The sequence below is a fragment of the Salinivibrio proteolyticus genome, from assembly GCF_001996165.1.
In the GTDB taxonomy this organism is placed as follows: domain Bacteria; phylum Pseudomonadota; class Gammaproteobacteria; order Enterobacterales; family Vibrionaceae; genus Salinivibrio; species Salinivibrio proteolyticus.
On sequence record NZ_MUFP01000009.1, the window covers coordinates 21,845 to 39,161 of the forward strand.

Below are 17,317 nucleotides of genomic sequence, written 5' to 3' on the forward strand. Positions count from 1 at the left end.
CGATGCGAAATGTTATAATATAACAATTACAATTCACAATGCTTTTTTCACTATGACTGACTCGCTAGTCATCCTTGATGCGGTGACGGTGACCTATAACGGCCGCCAGGTTCTGGATCATGTGTCGCTAGACTTAAAGCGCGGCAATATCACCACATTGATTGGCCCTAATGGTGCGGGAAAATCCACCCTTGTAAAAACACTGATTGGCTTGGTTAAACCTAGCCAAGGCGCCGTGAGGCTTAAAAAAGGATTAAAGATCGGTTATGTGCCACAAAAGCTCCAGCTCAACCAAACACTGCCCTTGACGGTAGACCGGTTTATCCGCTTAGGGACTCGCTACACCAATGCGCAAATTACGGAAGCACTAAGCACAGTCAATGCAGGCGCACTGCAATTTTCTAACATGCATACCTTGTCCGGAGGGGAAACCCAGCGGGTGTTGCTTGCCCGTGCGATCCTGAAATCTCCCGATCTCTTAGTACTGGATGAGCCGGTGCAAGGCGTGGATGTCAGCGGCCAGCTTGAAATGTATAGCCTTATCGCGACGCTGCGCGACACACTCAGCTGCGCCGTTTTAATGGTCTCACACGACCTGCATTTAGTGATGGCGAAAACCGATGAGGTGATCTGTTTGCAGCATCATGTGTGTTGCTCGGGGGCGCCAGATGCGATTTCTCAACATCCGTCCTATGTCGCTATGTTCGGTCGCCAAACCAGCGAACAGCTTGCTTTGTATCACCATCATCATAATCACGATCACGATTTATCTGGACAGCCCGTTGATGGCTGCCAACATCAGGAACACCAGCATGATTGAGTTTTTAATGGCACCTATTCTAGGAGGGGTGCTGATTGCCGCCATTGCAGGTCCACTGGGCTCTTTTGTGGTATGGCGTCGAATGGCCTATTTTGGTGACACCCTCGCCCATGCGTCGTTGCTTGGGCTCGCCGTCGGCTTTTTGTTTCAAATTGACCTTAATCTTGCGCTTATCGCAACCTGTCTTTTACTTGCCATTGTTCTGGTTGGTTTACAGCGCCAGCACTTGGTCGCCACTGATACTCTGCTCGGTATTTTGGCGCACAGTGCTTTATCGTTAGGGCTCGTCGCGGTAAGTTTTCTTGATACAGTACGTGTGGATTTAATGGCGTATCTGTTTGGGGACTTATTGGCCGTGACCTATACCGATTTAACTTGGTTAGCAATTGGCGCTTGCTTCACATTTGCTGTGTTGGCTTATTACTGGGAGCCCTTACTCTCAATGACCGTCAGCGAAGAGTTGGCTCAAGTTGAGGGCATTGATGTGGAACGCTTACGGCTGCTGCTCATGTTACTTATCGGGCTTGTGATTGCACTGGCGATGAAATTTGTCGGCGCATTGATCATTACGTCAATGCTGATCATTCCCGCAGCAACAGCACGACGTCTCTCGGCTACGCCCGAACAAATGGCGTCATTGGCGAGTTTAATTGGCATGGGCGCTGTTTTTCTCGGTATGGCGGGCTCTTGGTTTTACGATACGCCAGCTGGTCCATCGGTCGTGGTTGCGGCGGCAGGCGTATTTATGCTGAGCCAGCTGATCCCGATTCGAAGCCGCTAGCGACTCATCCATACGGTTAGCTTGTGCTCATACAAAACAAGACAAAAAAAGCCGCTCACAGTGAGCGGCTTTGAATCATGCTACGACTGCGTTTTTACCATCCGGTTTTATCGCGCAGTGCTTGACCGATTTCTGCCAAGCTTTTTACTGTGGTGACGCCTGCCGCTTCAAGTGCTGCAAACTTGTCATCGGCTGTTCCTTTACCACCAGAGATGATCGCACCCGCATGACCCATGCGTTTACCCGGAGGAGCAGTTACTCCGGCAATATAAGAAACAACAGGTTTGGTGACGTTTTCTTTGATGTAAGCCGCCGCTTCCTCTTCAGCGGTACCACCGATTTCACCAATCATTACAATCGCTTCAGTGGCTGGATCTTTTTCGAACATTTCGAGGATGTCGATAAAGTTAGAACCTGGAATAGGATCACCGCCAATCCCGACACAGGTTGACTGGCCAAAGCCTTCATCCGTAGTCTGCTTCACCGCTTCATAAGTCAAGGTACCTGAACGTGACACGATACCGACTTTACCCGGTTTATGGATGTGACCTGGCATGATGCCAATCTTACATTCACCTGGAGTGATAACACCTGGGCAGTTTGGACCAATCATGCGAACGCCAGCTTCATCAAGCTTCACTTTCACTTCCAGCATATCCAGCGTTGGGATCCCTTCGGTGATACACACAATCAGCTCGATACCCGCATCAACTGCTTCGAGAATCGCATCTTTACAGAATGGTGCTGGCACGTAGATCACCGACGCTGTTGCACCCGTCGATTCCACGGCTTCTGCCACTGTGTTAAACACCGGCAAACCGAGATGGGTAGTTCCCCCTTTACCAGGTGATACCCCACCAACCATTTGCGTTCCATATTCGATCGCCTGCTCAGAGTGGAAGGTACCCTGTCCACCCGTAAAGCCCTGACAGATGACTTTGGTGTCTTTATTAATCAGCACTGACATTGTTATTTACCCTCCGCTGCAGCAACGACTTTCTGTGCGGCTTCTGTGAGTGAGGTGGCCGCGATGATGTTCAAGCCGCTATCGGCTAGTTTCTTCGCACCTACTTCGGCATTATTGCCTTCTAGGCGAACGACAACAGGCACTTTCACGCCCACTTCTTCCACTGCGCCAATGATGCCGTCGGCAATCAAGTCACAGCGAACGATGCCGCCGAAGATATTCACCAATACTGCCTTCACATTGCTGTCAGACAGGATAATCTTGAATGCTTCAGTCACACGCTCTTTCGTCGCGCCACCGCCGACATCCAAGAAGTTAGCAGGGCTACCGCCGTGCAGATTAACAATATCCATGGTGCCCATCGCAAGACCTGCACCATTGACCATGCAGCCAATGTTTCCATCGAGGRCAACGTAGTTCAGTTCCCACTGCGCCGCATGCGCCTCACGGGCGTCTTCTTGGCTTGGATCGTGCATCGCGCGAACCTGTGGCTGGCGATAGACCGCATTGCTATCAATCGACAGTTTTGCATCCAAGCAGTGCAGGTTGCCCTGATCAGTGATCACCAATGGGTTCACTTCAACCAATGCGACGTCTTTGTCAAGAAACAGCTGTGCAATCCCCATGAAGATCTTGGTGAACTGCTTAATTTGCTCACCTTCAAGGCCCAATTTAAATGCCAGTTGACGGCCTTGATAAGGCTGAGGACCAACTAAAGGATCAATCGATGCTTTGTGAATTAATTCAGGCGTTTCTTCCGCCACTTTCTCAATTTCCACACCGCCTTCTGTTGACGCCATGAAAACCACGCGACGTGAGCCACGGTCAACGACCGCACCGAGATATAGCTCTTTGGCGATATCAGTGCAGGATTCAACGAGAATTTTACTAACCGGTTGGCCGTTCGCATCTGTTTGGTAAGTAACGAGGTTTTTACCTAGCCATTGTTGTGCGAACTCGCGAATTTGTTCTTTAGAAGAAGCCAGTTTTACGCCGCCCGCTTTACCGCGACCGCCCGCGTGGACCTGACATTTGACGACCCATTTGTCGCCACCAATTTTGTCGGCTGCTTCGGCAGCTTCTTGTGGTGTGTCGCAAGCATAGCCCTCTGAAACTGGTAGACCATATTCAGCGAACAGCTGCTTTGACTGATATTCGTGCAGATTCATGATGTTCTATCCGTGTTAATGTCCATTATTGTGTCTTTGTGCTTTCCAAATGAGGGGACTCCGTCCCCTCGACTGATAGCCAGCACATCACGTACTGGCCCATCAGTTAAACGTCCAATAGCAGACGTGTTGGGTCTTCAAGAAGCTCTTTGATGGTAACAAGGAAGCCAACCGATTCACGGCCGTCAATCAGACGGTGATCGTAGGAAAGCGCCAAGTACATCATTGGTAGAATCTCTACCTTGCCATCTACCGCCATTGGGCGGTCTTGAATTTTGTGCATGCCAAGAATGGCTGCCTGAGGTGGGTTAATAATTGGCGTCGACATCAGCGAACCAAATACCCCACCGTTGGTGATCGTAAAGTTACCCCCGGTTAGCTCATCAACGGTTAGCTTACCGTCTCGGCCTTTGACCGCGAGATCACGGATCCCTTTTTCGATATCCGCAAAGCCTAGCTTATCGCAATCACGCAGCACTGGCGTGACCAAGCCGCGTGGTGTTGATACCGCCATGCTCACATCGAAGTAGTTGTGATAAACGATATCATCACCGTCGATAGACGCATTCACTTCAGGATAACGCTTGAGCGCTTCAACCACTGCCTTCACGTAGAAGGACATAAAGCCGAGGCGGATATCGTGGCGTTTTTCGAAGCTATCACGGTACTGCTTACGCAGTTCCATAATCGGCTTCATGTTGACTTCATTGAACGTGGTCAACATCGCGGTGCTATTTTTCGCTTCTAACAAGCGCTCAGCAACACGCTTACGCAAACGTGTCATTGGCACACGTTTTTCACCGCGCTCAGCCACAGCAGGGACGTCTTGGGCAGGTTTGCCTTGCTCGCCACCTTTTGGCTTGTTCTTCAGGTAAGCATCAACATCTTCTCGGGTAATACGCCCACCCACGCCTGTGCCTTTCACCGCATCAGGAGAGATATCATGCTCAGCCAGCAAGCGACGCACGGCTGGACTCAATGCATCATTGGACTCTTCTTCCAGTGACGCTGTATGGCGCTTATCCGGTGACGCTTCTGATTCAGCAGGCACGTCTTTGGTCGGCTCTCCTGCCACAGCGCCTTCTTTCAACTTCGCGATGGCTTGTTTCGCCAACACGGTTGACCCTTCATCTTCAATGATTGACTCCAACACGCCATCAGCAGGCGCGGGCACTTCCAGTACCACTTTATCCGTTTCAATATCAACCAGTACTTCGTCACGGGTTACCGAGTCACCTGGCTGTTTGTGCCATGTGGCAATCGTTGCGTCAGCCACAGATTCGGGTAAATCGGGAACCAGAATTTCGATTGTCATATCGTAGTTATCCTTAATGTTCTAGTTCTTACTTGAGGGTCAGAGCGTCTTCGACTAACGCTTTTTGTTGTTTCTGGTGTACGGACATATAGCCTACCGCTGGCGATGCTGATGCCTCTCGTCCTGCGTAAGTTAAGGTAGCATCATCTGGAATCGCCGCACGGAAATTGTGTTGGCTGCTATACCAAGCCCCTTGGTTTTGAGGCTCTTCTTGGCACCACACAAAGTCTTTCGCATTGGTGTAAGGGGCGATAGCGTCTTTCACTGCATCCAATGGGAACGGATAAAGCTGCTCAATACGGATAATCGCCACATTGTCGATTTCCGACTTGCGACGCGTTTCCAGTAGGTCGTAATACACCTTGCCTGCGCACATGACGACGCGTTCAACCTTGTTCGCATCCAGCTCATCCATCTCGCCAATTGCGGGAAGGAAATCACCATCAGACAAATCTTCAAGGCTCGACACACACAGTGGGTGACGCAGCAGCGACTTAGGTGACATCACAATCAATGGACGACGCATGGGGCGAACCACTTGGCGGCGCAACATGTGATAGACCTGTGCAGGCGTTGAAGGTACGACCACCTGCATGTTTTGTTCTGCACAGAGCTGTAGGTAGCGTTCAAGACGAGCCGATGAGTGCTCGGGGCCTTGTCCTTCATAGCCGTGAGGCAACAGCATGGTTAATCCGCACATACGGCGCCATTTTTGTTCCCCAGAGCTGATGAACTGATCAATCACCACTTGCGCGCCATTGGCAAAGTCACCGAACTGTGCTTCCCAAAGGGTGAGACCACCAGGCTCTGCCGTTGCGTAGCCATATTCGAACGCGAGAACCGCCTCTTCGGACAACACAGAGTCAAACACTTGGAATGGCCCTTGTTTGTCGTGGATGTTCGCCAGTGGCAAATAGGTACTGCCGTCAGTTTGATTGTGCAAGACCGCATGACGGTGGAAGAAGGTACCTCGCCCAGAGTCTTGGCCGGTAATACGGATACGTTTACCATCATCCACCAGCGTGGCATACGCTAAGGTTTCCGCCATACCCCAATCTAGCTTTTTCTCACCTTCCACCATGGCTTTACGATCGTTATAGAGCTTGGCGACACGGCTATGAAGCTTGTGGCTTTCAGGCAACTGGCAAATCCGATGGCCGAGCTCTTTCAGGCGCTTAGCATCAAACTTATTCGCCCACTCTACGGTCCAATCGTGCCCAAGATAAGGGGTCCAATCGACCGAGTGTAACGCCATCGGGCGCCATTCTTTGACCACACACTCACCGCGGTCAAGCGCATCACGATACTCGTTGATAAGCTCGGTCGCTTTCTCAAGATTCGCAACACCCTGCTTATCAAGAACGTCCGCATAAAGCTTACGCGGTGTCGGATGCTTCTTGATCTTTTGGTACATCATAGGCTGTGTCGCGTTAGGCTCATCCGCTTCGTTGTGACCGTGACGGCGATAACACACCAAGTCAATGACCACATCACGCTGGAATTCATTACGGAAATCAAGCGCTAAGCGAGAAACAAAGGCAACGGCTTCAGGATCATCCGCGTTTACGTGGAAGATTGGCGCCTGCACCATTTTGGCAATATCAGTACAGTATTGCGTAGAACGAGAATCTGCTGGGTTCGAGGTGGTAAAACCAATCTGGTTATTGATGACGATACGTACCGTGCCACCAACTTGGAAACCACGCGCTTGAGACATGTTAAAAGTCTCTTGCACAACCCCTTGGCCGGCAATCGCCGCATCACCATGAATCGTGATCGGTAAGACACTCGAACCGGTGGCATCTTCGAGACGATCTCGACGTGCTCTAACTGAGCCCATAACCACAGGGTTGACGATCTCAAGGTGAGATGGGTTGAAGGCAAGCGCTAAATGCACATCACCACCTGGCGTGGCAAAATCAGACGAGAAGCCTTGGTGATATTTCACATCACCGGTGCCCCAGGTTTCGTCTTGTTTACCCGCAAACTCGTCAAACAGTTCTGACGGTTTTTTACCCAGCACATTCACCAACACGTTCAAGCGGCCACGGTGAGCCATACCGACCACTACTTCACGAGCCCCTTTACCGCCAGCGTGACGGATAAGCTCTTTAAGCATCGGGATCAGTGCATCCCCTCCTTCGAGAGAGAAGCGCTTTGCACCTGGGAACTTCGCGCCCAAATAGCGCTCTAGCCCTTCAGCCGCGGTCAGCTCTTCTAGGAAAGTCAGCTTTTCTTGTTCGTTGAATTGCGGCTGCCCAACCACAGACTCTAAGCGGCTTTGGATCCAACGTTTCTCTTCCGTGTCAGTGATATGCATATATTCAGCACCGATAGACCCACAATAGGTCTTCTGCAGTGCTTCATAAAGCTCGCCCAGCTGCATATTGTCTTTACCAATTGCAAATGAGCCGACATTGAAGTTTTCGTTGAAGTCCTGCTCGTTAAGCGAGTGGAAAGCAGGTGACAGATCGGGTACTTGATTACGCTTCCATAAACCCAGCGGGTCAAGATTGGCCTGCTGATGGCCGCGGAAACGAAATGCGTTAATAAGTTGAAGGACTTTGACTTGTTTCGCGTCTACGTCGGGGTCATTGACTGAGGCATTTGCACGCGCTGTCTCGGTAGCTAAGCGTCGAAAGTAATCACGAACGCGAGAGTGGGGTTGTTCTACCGCGGTTTCATTCACCGCTGGTAGTTGGTCAAAGACCGCTCTCCATTCTTGATCAACTAACTCCGGGTCACTGAGGTACAGTTCGTAGAGGTCTTCTACGTAAGTTGCATTGGCGCCAGCCAAATGAGAAGACTCCATCCAAGCCTTCATCACGCCATTTTGCATTGTTATCCCTTAACCACTAGTTATTTATCCAAACACCGGTTCTAAGCCGGGTTACCTGTTATTTAGCCCCGTCCGTGGACGGGGCTTTATAGTTCACGTTAATGTACGAAAGCGTTTTAAACGCCACGCTGAATCAGCATCGACTTGATGTGTCCAATTGCTTTCGTTGGGTTTAATCCCTTAGGACACACACTGACACAGTTCATGATACCGTGGCAACGGAAGACACTAAAAGCGTCGTCCAGATCAGATAAGCGCTCTTCGGTCGCGGTATCACGGCTATCTGCTAACCAACGATACGCAGCGAGCAGCCCTGCCGGCCCCACAAATTTGTCTGGGTTCCACCAGAAAGAAGGGCAAGAGGTGCTGCAACACGCACACATGATGCACTCATACAAGCCGTCCAACTCCGCGCGGTCTTCAGGGGCTTGTAAATTCTCCCGTGATGGCGGTGTGTCATCGTTGATTAAGTAAGGTTTAACCCGCTCGTAGTTCTCATAGAACTGACTCATATCGATGATAAGGTCACGCACAACCGGCAAACCTGGCAATGGGCGGATCACAATTTCTGATTTATCCATCAATGATGAGAGTGGCGTGATACACGCTAATCCATTCTTACCATTCATGTTTACACCGTCCGATCCGCACACACCTTCGCGGCATGAGCGGCGGAATGCTAACGTCGGATCTTGCTCTTTTAGTTGAATGAGCGCGTCCAATAGCATCATGTCCGACCCTTCAGGCACGTCGAGCGTGTAATCCTTCATATATGGCGCATCGTCCACATCTGGATTGTAGCGATAGACTGAAAACTTAACGTTCATCGTTTTCGACCCCCTTAGTAAGTACGCGCTTTCGGTGGGAAAGCGTCACGATGCACTGGCGCCATGTTGACGTCGCGCTTCGACATAGATTCCGTTTCTGGATTGTAGATGGAGTGGCATAGCCAGTTCTCATCATCACGCTCTTGATAATCAAAGCGTGCATGAGCGCCACGGCTTTCGGTACGATAGTTTGCCGCTACCGCCGTTGAATAAGCGGTTTCCATCAGGTTCTCCAGCTCCAAACACTCGATACGTTGGGTGTTGAACTCAGTCGACGTATCGTCCAATCGTGCTACTTTCAAACGTTCACGGATTTCTTGCAGTTCTTTGAGGCCTTTTTCCATCGCCTCACCTTCGCGGAATACCGAGAAGTTTTCTTGCATACACGCTTGGAGATCTTTACGGATTTCTACAGGGTCTTCGCCTTTTTGCGTGCTATTCCAGCGGTTCAAGCGCGCTAAAGAGGCTTCAATATCAGATTCGCTTGCATCACGCGCTTCAACTTGCGCGGCCAAGGTTTCACCAAGGTGTAGACCAGTTGCACGGCCAAAGACCACCAAATCAAGCAATGAGTTACCGCCCAAACGGTTTGCACCATGGACAGACACACTAGCGATCTCCCCACAGGCAAACAGGCCTTGTACTTCAACGTCGTGTCCCATTGGATCTTGTTTGATCGCTTGACCAGACACTTGCGTTGGAATACCGCCCATCATGTAGTGGCAAGTTGGAATGACCGGAATTGGCTCTTTGATCGGATCCACGTGCGCAAAGGTACGAGAGAGATCCAAAATGCCTGGCAAGCGTGACTCAAGGACATCTTTACCCAAGTGGTCTAGCTTAAGCTTGATGTGTGGACCCCAAGGGCCATCACAACCTCGACCTTCTCGGATTTCGATCATCATAGAGCGTGCGACCACGTCACGACCAGCCAGGTCTTTTGCGTTAGGCGCATACCGCTCCATAAAGCGTTCGCCATCTTTATTAAGCAGATAGCCCCCTTCACCACGGCAGCCTTCAGTCACCAAGACACCGGCGCCAGCAATCCCTGTTGGGTGGAACTGCCACATTTCCATGTCTTGCATCGGAACACCTGCGCGCAACGCCATACCGACACCGTCACCCGTGTTGATGTGCGCATTGGTGGTGGATTGATAAATACGCCCCGCACCGCCCGTTGCAAGCACGGTAGCTTTCGATTTGAAATAGCAAATCTCACCAGTTTCCATGCACATCGCGGTGGCACCAACCACAGCACCGTCTTGGTTTTTCACCAAGTCGAGGGCATACCATTCAGAGAAGATAGTGGTTTTGTTCTTGATGTTTTGCTGGTACAGCGTGTGAAGCAATGCATGACCGGTTCGGTCTGCCGCTGCGGCTGTACGCGCCGCCTGTTCACCGCCAAACTCTTTCGATTGGCCACCAAACGGACGCTGATAGATAGAGCCATTTTCAAAGCGCGAAAACGGTAGGCCCATTTTTTCGAGTTCAATGACCGATTGTGGGCCGGTTTTACACATGTACTCGATGGCGTTTTGGTCTCCGATATAATCCGACCCTTTCACCGTGTCATACATGTGCCATTGCCAATTATCCTTATGTGAGTTACCCAGTGCTACCGTAATACCACCCTGCGCAGATACAGTGTGAGAACGAGTCGGAAAGACTTTTGATAACAACGCACAAGATAGGCCTTGTTCAGAAATTTGCAGGGCGGCGCGCATACCTGCACCACCTGCGCCAATAACGATTGCGTCAAATTCGCGAACTGGAATACTCACTTACACACCCCACAGTACAAAGAAACCGGCAAACACATAGATCAGCAGCAAGGCAACTACACCCAATTGAAGAAGGCCACGCAGCAAGGCAGGCTTGATGTAGTCAGTTAACACTTGCCACATACCGATCCATCCGTGAATGAGAATCGACACCAGTGCTAGCATGGTAAAAACCTTAGTGCTGGTTTGGCCGAAAAAAGCTGTCCATGAGGCGTACGTAATATCCGGCCCAAACGCAGCAAATCCGACCATATAAAGTGTGTAAAGTGTGATGATAATCGCAGTGGCCCGAATGAGTACAAAATCATGTACGCCATTACGCCCCACCGATGAAATGTTTTTCGTTACCATACCAAAATCCCCGCCAGTACAGACAACACGCCGGTCAATGCAAATGCCACCTGAGCGCTTTTCGCACCCGTTTCTAACTCTTCAAAATAACCGATATCCTGCATTAGGTGGCGGATACCACCTACGATGTGATAGGCAAGCGCCGTGAGGATGCCCCAAAGGACAAACTTGACGAAGAAGCTATCGACGATGGCAGACGCAGTTTCAAAACCGCTAGGTGAAGAGAGAGACAGGCTAAGTAGCCACAATAGGATGGCGATCGAGACGAAGGTGATGACACCTGCTACTCGATGCATGATAGACGCAATCGCTGTGATGGGAAAACGAATGGTCTTAATGTCGAGGTTTACGGGTCTTGACTTTCTTTCTTTCACGATATTGCCCACTCAGCTCCATTGAGCATTTATAGTTATTTACACTCTCTGAACCTCAGTACTCAAAGCGTAAGACCTGCAACATCTGTGTAACGTGCTTTGCGTACCTTATTGCTATTAACTGCAACTTTTAGCAAATGGATCACGTCAATTTAGAAAGGTGTTTGAGCCCCTAAACGCCCTAGGATACTGATATGCCCAGAGACCTCGCAAAAGTATACGCGGCGTAACAAGCAATTACAAACTCTCAAAATTGACAGGAATCTCACAACAGATATTTAACCCGCATTGCAAATAAGTTATTAACTCGCGCACACATCGTTAGGTTAAAAATTGACATCACCTAGGCCGATCGGTAAAACGGTCGGGTCCGTATCCTGGATGGGATTATAAAATAACAAAGGAGATTGTTATGGCAGAGAAGAAAGCTACCCTACATATTGAAGGGCAAGCACCAATCGAACTGCCGATCATGGGGGGCACTGTCGGGCCAGAGGTCTTGGACGTACGTGCATTAGGTGCAAACGGATATTTCACTTTTGATCCGGGCTTTGTCGCCACGGCATCATGTGAATCGCAAATCACCTACATTGATGGCGCTGCAGGCGTTTTGCTGCATCGCGGTTACCCTATTGATCAACTCGCCAATAACGCTGATTACTTAGAAGTCTGTTATATCCTTCTTTACGGTGAAGTCCCTACGAAAAAGCAATATGAAGAATTCCGCTCGTTAATCGTGCGCCACACCATGGTACATGAGCAAATCGCGAGTTTCTTCCACGGGTTCCGTCGTGACGCTCACCCTATGGCCGTCATGGTCGGTGTCGTCGGTGCACTGGCTGCTTTCTATCACGACTCACTGGATATCAATAACGACCAGCACCGCGAAATTACCGCCTTCCGATTGCTCTCTAAAATGCCGACACTCGCGGCAATGTGTTACAAGTACTCGATTGGCCAGCCATTTATCTATCCGCGCAACGACCTAGATTACGCAGAGAACTTCCTCCACATGATGTTTGCAACGCCTTGTGAAGAATATGAAGTTAACCCAGTGGTCGCACGTGCGATGGACAAAATCTTTACGCTGCATGCCGATCATGAGCAGAACGCATCCACCTCGACGGTCCGCCTAGCCGGCTCTTCAGGCGCTAACCCATTCGCGTGTATTGCCGCGGGGATCGCGTCACTTTGGGGGCCAGCTCACGGTGGTGCCAATGAGGCCTGCTTGCGCATGCTGGAAGAAATCGGTCATGTCGATAACATTCCTGAGTTTATTGGCCGAGCAAAAGACAAGGATGATCCTTTCCGTCTGATGGGCTTCGGACACCGGGTTTACAAAAACTACGATCCTCGCGCCACTGTGATGCGCGAAGCCTGTCATGAAGTATTGGAAGAACTGAGTATCCAAGACCCACTGCTCGATGTGGCGATGGAGCTCGAGCGTATTGCGCTATCTGATGACTACTTTATCGACAAAAAACTGTACCCAAATGTGGACTTTTACTCGGGCATCATCCTCAAAGCGATTGGTATTCCAACGTCAATGTTTACCGTGATTTTCGCAATGTCACGAACCATTGGTTGGATTGCGCATTGGAATGAAATGCACTCCGATCCCAACAATCGCATTGGTCGTCCGCGTCAGCTCTACACCGGCTACACGCAACGTGAATTCACACCAATGAAACAGCGAGACTAATACCTTGCTTGCAGAAAAACGCCGCCTAAACGAGGCGGCGTTTTTGTTTTCGTCAACCACTTATACCGGGTTGTCGATATCAATAAAATCAACCGTTAGGCCATATTGTTCAGCCAACCACTCACCCAGCGCTTTAACACCATAACGCTCTGTCGCATGATGGCCTGCAGCAATATAGTGGACACCCTGTTCGCGTGCTGAGAACGTCGTCCGCTCTGAAACCTCACCTGAAAGATAGGCATCCATATTCTGGCTTGCCGCTAAGTCGATAAAGTCTTGCGCACCGCCCGTGCATAAACCGACCGTTTCAATACGACGGGTGTGGCCGCCGTCAATAACCAAAGGGGCTCGGCCTAGAACCGTCGCTACTTGATGTTCAAACTGGGCTAAGGTCATCGGCGTCGAGAGCTTTCCGTAGACAGGAATCGACACGGGATTTCCGGGCTCTAACCCGCCGATCAACTCAATCCCCAATCGCTTAGCCAGTTGTGCGTTATTTCCCATGGTAGGGTGAATATCCAACGGCAAATGGTAGCCATATAAATTAATGCCATTTTCAATCAACGCTTTGATCCGTTGATACTTCATACCACGAATTTGCTGTGCTTCACCGCGCCAGAAGTAACCGTGGTGTACCAAGATGGCATCCGCATTCTGCTCAATCGCCGCATCAATAAGATCTTGGCAAGCCGTGACACCGGTAATCACTTTCTGTACTTGCTCACGTCCCTCAATTTGTAACCCATTCGGGCTATAATCTTTGATTTGGTCGGGCTTTAGCTCTGCGTTTAGGATTGCTTCGAGTTCGAGGTTATTCATGATGTCTCTTTCGTCGCTTTGAGATGTTGTATGTTAGTGTAACGTGCGGAATCGACATAAAAAAGCGGCTAACGTTTCCGTTAGCCGCTCAACCAGTAAGGCGTGATGTTTATAAAAAACCGCCCGCTTTTTCAGACTCAGCCAGCCAGACCGGCTTAGTACTATCTTTTAACCAGACTTGATGAAGATGACTATAAATACGCGATGCCAAAGGCGGCATTACTAATGTAGGCGCACATACAATACCTGCAACCACAACAGCGCTGCGACGCAAAACGACTTGGGTTTTATCGAACGGTTTATACATGAATAACCTCACTCATCTGACCAGTTGTGGGAAGAGTATATCATTCGTTTGGTATGTTTACTACATATTAGTGCATAAAACGTCCAGCCACGGCGATACAATCGATTAACAAGGTAATAAAATTACAATGATGACATCACCACTGTTTGCCCGTCGACAGCAAATCGCAAAGGATATGGCTTGGATTCGCTCCCAACCGCCTTTGTTATCCTCAGCGGATTTCCCTATGGTCAATACCTCGACGTGGCAAGTCGCTGATAACACCCTGGCAGATATGTCTTATCACGGACCTCATCGTATCGGCTTTTACTACCAATGGTTATTAGGAAACCTGATTGCGCAACAACCTCACCTTAATGTGGTTGCTGAAGAAATACAGATTAATGATGCGGGTAAAACCGTTGGCGCAGTGGATTTCTTGATTGAAAATGGTGATCAGCTTGAACACTGGGAAGTCGCAGTAAAGTTTTATCTTGCCCATCAAGGTCGCTGGCTAGGCCCAAATGCTAAAGATGCATTAGATATCAAAGCCGCGCGTATGATGAACCATCAGCTTGCTATGTCCAATCATCCCCGCTTTTTAGCCGATCACCCACAATGGCGACCGCAAAAGAAGCGACTTTGTATCCATGGCCGTTTGTACCAACCGTTTCACCAAAACGCACCACTCCCAGATGCACCCTGCGTCAATCTCGATTGTATTACTGGTTGGTGGTGCTGGCCTGATGCCTTACCCCAAGACCGTCGTTATGCGTCTTTATCACGCGATCAGTGGTTGAGCATCCCTGATTTTCATACTTTACCCCGCTTTGATACAGCGGCGCTGGCTTCGCTGACACGCACTTGTCATTTGGTTGATGAGTATCTCACGCCCTGGTTTGTCGTCACCCCGGACTGGCCTCAAACTCAACCGCCTAAAGTATAGTGGCCGCCAGACGTACATAAAAAAGCCGCACCTTAACGGTACGGCCTTTACAACGCGCGAGGGGATATTTGGCGTTTTATACCCCTTGCTCAGCAAAAACGTTATCCACGATCTGTTGCGCTTCTTTTTCGATCATGCGCAGGTGCGCCTCACCTTTAAAGCTCTCACAATAGATCTTGTAGATCTCTTCCGTACCAGATGGGCGAGCAGCGAACCATCCAGAGTCAGTGACGACTTTTAAGCCACCAATCGCTTCACCATTGCCTGGCGCGTGAGTCAACTTTGCAGTAATGATATCGCCAGCTAACGTCTCCGCGGTCACCATTTCAGGGCTCAACTGACTGAGCACTTGCTTTTGTTGCTTGTTCGCTACCGCTTGTAAACGGTTATAGGCGGGATCGCCATGCTTATTCACTAGTGTTTGATAGTAAGCATGAGGTGTCATGCCAGTCACCGCGAGGATCTCAGCTGCCAGTAAACACAGAATAATGCCGTCTTTGTCGGTCGACCAAGGCTGTCCATCCAAGGTTAAGAAAGAGGCACCCGCACTTTCTTCGCCACCAAAGCCAAGCTGGCAGTGATGCAGGCCATCAACAAACCATTTAAATCCAACCGGAACTTCCACCAGCTTTCGATCAAGATCCGCAACTACTTTGTCAATAATGGCACTCGACACGAGTGTTTTACCCACACCTAAGCGACTCGGCCATTGCTGACGATGGCGGAAAAGATAATCAATACAAACCGCTAAATAATGATTAGGGTTCATCAAGCCATCTGGTGACACAATGCCGTGGCGGTCAAAATCAGGGTCATTCCCAAAAGCAAGATCATAGTGGTCTTTGTGTGCTAACAATCCCGCCATCGCATAGGGTGAGGAACAATCCATGCGGATCACACCGTCGCTGTCGAGAGGCATGAAGCCAAAAGTCGGATCGACTTTCTCATTCACGAGGGTAATATCGAGCTGATAATGTTCAGCGATTTTTTGCCAATAGCGAATCCCAGCACCACCCAGAGGATCAACAGTCAGTTTTAATCCTGCCGCTTGAATGGCTTTAATATCCACGACACGCTCGAGCCCAGCGACATAAGGGGTCACTAAGTCTTGCTCTTGGTAGTAAGCGCTTGCCCGTGCTTCGTCAATAGCCAACCGTTTCACGCCTTCTAAGCCAGCATCTATATAATCGTTGGCTCGTGCTTCAATCGATTTTGTGATGGCCCCTTCTGCTGGGCCGCCATGCGGTGGATTGTATTTGATGCCACCATCTTGCGGCGGGTTATGTGAGGGGGTGATCACAATCCCGTCCGCTTGCTCAGCATGATCACGGTTATAAGCCAGAATTTGTTGGGAAATACCCGGCGTTGGCGTATAGCCCTGATCTGCTTGCGCAATAACCTTAACCTGATTGGCCGTCAATACTTCAACCACAGCACCGAAAGCGGGTTCAGACAGCGCATGCGTATCTTTGCCCACAAAGACAGGTCCCGTGATACCAAGCGCACAGCGCTCATCACAGATGGCCTGAGCGATCGCATGAATGTGATCACGGTTGAATGTCGTGTTTAGTGCACTGCCACGGTGGCCTGACGTTCCAAACGCAACGCGCTGCGCCGGATTACCGGGGGTTGGCTGGGCCTGAAAAAAGCGCGTGACTAGCGCAGGAATATCGCATAAATCAGCCGCGTCTGCGCGCTGCCCTGCTTGGGGATGCACTGCCATAAATCTCGTCTCCCATGAGTGGCATAGATTAAATCGCGTTGACAACCTTTTCGATCAAATCGCTGGGGAACTGCATTTTTTCCATCAGCTGCTCCACCATTTGGCGCTTGCGGCCGGTGTTGGTATTGGTGATCACCCAAAAAGGCGTCTCTGGAATTTGTTTCGGCTTGGTGGTTTTGCCGCTTTCTAACAAGGTTTGCTGGTTGTCAGCAAAATACAGACGGGTGCGTCCTTTTAGTGCCATCCCATCGGCAAAACCTTGCTGGTCCACACGATATAGAGTGGTCAAAACGAGCATAAAACGCCCGATTGCACGCTCTTGCGCTGCAAACTCATCCGAGATCAATAGCGATCGCATCGCTTTAACGCGATCAACAGACGCACTGCGTCCTGCATCTTTACTCACTACGATGCCGCTAGAACGAGAGGGTGTCGGTGCAGGCTGTGTTGACTGCTGCGCCGAATCCGACAGCAATAAGCGGCGCAAAATATCTGATGCGCTCTCACCAATATGCTGCGTTTGGCTGGCAATGTACCGGTATAGCTCCTCGTCAACCTCAATCGTCTTCATTGTTTTTCATCGAGTCCTGTTTGTCGTTTAACGGGGCGATTATACA

At 50.0% G+C, this 17,317-nt stretch carries 16 protein-coding genes; 4 read left to right on the top strand and 12 right to left on the bottom strand.

The genetic code is table 11. From position 1 onward, the window contains the following. Window positions 1-52: 52 nt before the first annotated feature. Window positions 53-820 (top strand): zinc ABC transporter ATP-binding protein ZnuC, encoded by a 768-nt coding sequence (znuC, locus tag BZJ19_RS08655; protein ID WP_077675330.1) that lies wholly within the window; start codon window positions 53-55, stop codon window positions 818-820. Beyond that, a complete protein-coding gene (gene znuB / locus BZJ19_RS08660; RefSeq protein ID WP_077675331.1) occupies window positions 813-1,601 on the top strand; it encodes a zinc ABC transporter permease subunit ZnuB in 789 nt (262 codons plus the stop codon). Before znuC ends, znuB begins: the two co-directional genes overlap by 8 nt. A gap of 94 nt (window positions 1,602-1,695) precedes the next feature. Here the strand turns inward: znuB and sucD are convergent, their stop codons facing one another. The 8 genes from sucD to sdhC form a co-directional block, all read right to left on the bottom strand. Next, entirely contained in the window at window positions 1,696-2,568 is an 873-nt protein-coding gene (gene sucD, locus BZJ19_RS08665) for a succinate--CoA ligase subunit alpha (RefSeq protein ID WP_077455210.1), read from the bottom strand. A 2-nt stretch (window positions 2,569-2,570) separates the two neighbouring features. After that, window positions 2,571-3,737: an ADP-forming succinate--CoA ligase subunit beta gene (gene sucC / locus BZJ19_RS08670; RefSeq protein ID WP_077675332.1), complete on the bottom strand. Its 1,167-nt coding sequence runs from the start codon at window positions 3,735-3,737 to the stop codon at window positions 2,571-2,573. A 106-nt stretch (window positions 3,738-3,843) separates the two neighbouring features. Beyond that, the gene (odhB, locus tag BZJ19_RS08675; protein WP_077661742.1) at window positions 3,844-5,052 is read right to left on the bottom strand and encodes a 2-oxoglutarate dehydrogenase complex dihydrolipoyllysine-residue succinyltransferase; all 1,209 of its coding nucleotides are present in this window, start codon (window positions 5,050-5,052) and stop codon (window positions 3,844-3,846) included. Between the two features lie 28 nt (window positions 5,053-5,080). Next, window positions 5,081-7,891 carry a 2-oxoglutarate dehydrogenase E1 component gene (gene sucA, locus BZJ19_RS08680; RefSeq protein ID WP_077675333.1) on the bottom strand — a complete coding sequence of 937 codons (2,811 nt, stop codon included), beginning with the start codon at window positions 7,889-7,891 and terminating at the stop codon, window positions 5,081-5,083. A 116-nt stretch (window positions 7,892-8,007) separates the two neighbouring features. After that, window positions 8,008-8,718, bottom strand: a complete 711-nt coding sequence (locus BZJ19_RS08685) for a succinate dehydrogenase iron-sulfur subunit (protein WP_069588383.1) — start codon at window positions 8,716-8,718, stop codon at window positions 8,008-8,010. A gap of 14 nt (window positions 8,719-8,732) precedes the next feature. Next, entirely contained in the window at window positions 8,733-10,499 is a 1,767-nt protein-coding gene (sdhA, locus tag BZJ19_RS08690) for a succinate dehydrogenase flavoprotein subunit (protein ID WP_077675334.1), read from the bottom strand. Continuing rightward, window positions 10,500-10,850, bottom strand: a complete 351-nt coding sequence (sdhD, locus tag BZJ19_RS08695; protein WP_077455214.1) for a succinate dehydrogenase, hydrophobic membrane anchor protein — start codon at window positions 10,848-10,850, stop codon at window positions 10,500-10,502. Further along, entirely contained in the window at window positions 10,844-11,236 is a 393-nt protein-coding gene (gene sdhC, locus BZJ19_RS08700) for a succinate dehydrogenase cytochrome b556 subunit (protein WP_077455215.1), read from the bottom strand. Before sdhC ends, sdhD begins: the two co-directional genes overlap by 7 nt. 400 nt (window positions 11,237-11,636) lie before the next feature. On the opposite strand from sdhC, the gene BZJ19_RS08705 reads away from it, so the two are divergent. Next, window positions 11,637-12,926 carry a citrate synthase gene (locus BZJ19_RS08705; protein ID WP_069588389.1) on the top strand — a complete coding sequence of 430 codons (1,290 nt, stop codon included), beginning with the start codon at window positions 11,637-11,639 and terminating at the stop codon, window positions 12,924-12,926. Window positions 12,927-12,986: 60 nt separating this feature from the next. Here the strand turns inward: BZJ19_RS08705 and BZJ19_RS08710 are convergent, their stop codons facing one another. Both BZJ19_RS08710 and BZJ19_RS08715 read right to left on the bottom strand, forming a co-directional pair. Then, window positions 12,987-13,745, bottom strand: coding sequence for a Nif3-like dinuclear metal center hexameric protein (locus BZJ19_RS08710; protein ID WP_077675335.1), 759 nt, complete (start codon window positions 13,743-13,745; stop codon window positions 12,987-12,989). A gap of 109 nt (window positions 13,746-13,854) precedes the next feature. Continuing rightward, entirely contained in the window at window positions 13,855-14,052 is a 198-nt protein-coding gene (locus BZJ19_RS08715; protein WP_077675336.1) for a DUF2517 family protein, read from the bottom strand. Window positions 14,053-14,179: 127 nt separating this feature from the next. Here BZJ19_RS08715 and BZJ19_RS08720 point away from each other — a divergent pair, with 127 nt between their 5' ends. Next, window positions 14,180-14,977 (top strand): DUF1853 family protein, encoded by a 798-nt coding sequence (locus BZJ19_RS08720; protein ID WP_077675337.1) that lies wholly within the window; start codon window positions 14,180-14,182, stop codon window positions 14,975-14,977. Between the two features lie 76 nt (window positions 14,978-15,053). Here the strand turns inward: BZJ19_RS08720 and pgm are convergent, their stop codons facing one another. Both pgm and seqA read right to left on the bottom strand, forming a co-directional pair. Beyond that, a complete protein-coding gene (gene pgm, locus BZJ19_RS08725) occupies window positions 15,054-16,700 on the bottom strand; it encodes a phosphoglucomutase (alpha-D-glucose-1,6-bisphosphate-dependent) (protein WP_077675338.1) in 1,647 nt (548 codons plus the stop codon). 28 nt (window positions 16,701-16,728) lie between these two features. Then, a complete protein-coding gene (gene seqA, locus BZJ19_RS08730; protein WP_077455219.1) occupies window positions 16,729-17,271 on the bottom strand; it encodes a replication initiation negative regulator SeqA in 543 nt (180 codons plus the stop codon). Between the last annotated feature and the right edge of the window lie 46 nt (window positions 17,272-17,317).